This is a genomic window from Streptomyces sp. NPDC006655, assembly GCF_040703965.1.
GTDB lineage: Bacteria > Actinomycetota > Actinomycetes > Streptomycetales > Streptomycetaceae > Streptomyces.
Genome location: NZ_JBEYJU010000241.1, coordinates 1 through 1,804, shown reverse-complemented (window position 1 = coordinate 1,804; position 1,804 = coordinate 1). Strand labels below are relative to the sequence as shown.

Sequence of the window (1,804 nt, the reverse complement as noted above, 5' to 3'; positions counted from 1 at the left end):
AGGCCGAGCGGGTCCTCGCCGTCGCCGGTCGTCGCCATGAGGACGGCGACCGGCGGCAGGGTCTCGCGGGCGGCGAGCGCCGCCACGTCGTCGACGGTGGCGAGAGGCACCCAGGAGGCGGGGGCGGCGGCGCCCTCAGGGGCGGGCAGCGGGGCCCACTCCACCCGGAACAGCGAGTCGCGGCTCCCCCGGCCGGTCCCGCCGACGCCGAGCTTCTCGGCGGTGACCGGCAGGGACACCAGCGAGTCCATGGTCAGGACGAGGTCGCCGGTCTCGTCGGCGGCCTGGAACGAGAGCGCGTCCGGGCCGCTCGGGGCAACTCGTACGCGCAGGGCGGAGGCGCCCAGGGCGTGCAGGACGAGACCGTTCCAGGCGAAGGGCAGAACTCTGCGGTCGTCGTCGGGGTTGGCGAAGGCGTTGGTGTGCAGGGCGGCGTCGAGCAGGGCCGGGTGGATGCCGAACCGGTCGGCGTTCTCGCGCTGCTCGGGCGGCAGGACAGCCTCGGCGAACAGCTCGTCGCCGCGCCGCCACACGCCGCGCAGGCCTTGGAAGGCCGGACCGTAGGCGTATCCGCGGGCGGCCAGATCCGAGTAGAAGTCGTCGATGGCGACGGGCTGCGCGCCGGCCGGAGGCCAGGCGGCGAAGTCGACGGCGGGCGTCGTGCTGTCGGCCCGGGCGGCGTTGGAGAGCAGGCCGGTGGCATGCCGGGTCCATCCCCCCTGTCCCGCCTCGTCGGAGGTCTCCTCGCGGAGGGAGTAGACATCCACGGTGCGCGAGCCGTTGGGGCCGGCGCCGCTGACGGCGACCTGGATTCGGACCCCGCCCTGCTCGGGCAGCACGAGCGGTGACTCGATGACGAGTTCCTCCAGGACACCGCAGCCGAACTCGTCGCCGGCTCGGACCGCCAGATCGACGTAAATGGTTCCGGGCACGACGACCGCGCCTGCGATGGCGTGGTCCCCGAGCCATGGGTGGGTGCGCAGGGAGAGTCGGGAGGTGAGGATCAGACCGTCGGACTGTGGCAGCGGGACCACCGCGCCGAGCAGCGGGTGGTCGGTGCCGGTCAGGCCGAGCGAGGCGGCGTCGTCGGCGGTGCCGGTCAGCTGGATCCAGTAGTGCTGGTGGTCGAAGGCGTATGTCGGGAGGTCGATGCGGCCGACGTCGGCTCCGGTCGCAAGGCAGCCGCTCCAGTCGACGTGGACGCCTCGGACGAAGAGCTCGGCCATCGAGGTGAACAGACGGCGCGGGCCGCCGTCTTCACGGCGCAGGGAGCCGGTCACGACGGCGTCGGCCTCGGCGCCGACCACGATCTCGCTGATCGGCTGGACCAGGACGGGGTGGGCGCTGGACTCCACGAACACGGTGTGGCCGTCGGCCAGGAGGTCAGCGATCGCGGGACCGAAGCGGACCTGCCGACGCAGGTTGCGGTACCAGTAGCCGCCGTCGAGGACACCCGCCTCGCGAATCCACTCGCCGGTCACGGTGGAGAAGAACGGCACGGCAGGAGCCTGGCTGCGGATGTCGGCGAAGGCCTCGCTCAGGATCTCCTGGACGGCTTCGACATGCCGGGTGTGCGAGGCGTAGTCGACTGCGATGCGGCGCACGCGTACGCCTTGGTCCTCCAGCGCGTCGATGGCCTCGTCGAGGGCTTCGGCGTCACCGGCGATCACCACCGAGGACGGACCGTTGACCGCCGCGACCTCGATCCGGCCGGCCCACCGCTCCAGACGCTCGACGGCCTCTGTCTCAGACAGCGCCACCGACGCCATACCGCCACGGCCCGCCAGACTTGCGGCGATGACCT

General features: G+C 72.6%; 1 protein-coding gene. It reads right to left on the bottom strand.

All coding sequences use genetic code 11. The annotated features are described in order from the left end of the window. Positions 1-1,760: acyltransferase domain-containing protein (locus AB0958_RS45020; protein WP_366896277.1), on the bottom strand; the 1,760-nt coding region annotated here is incomplete at its 3' end. Positions 1,761-1,804: the final 44 nt, after the last annotated feature.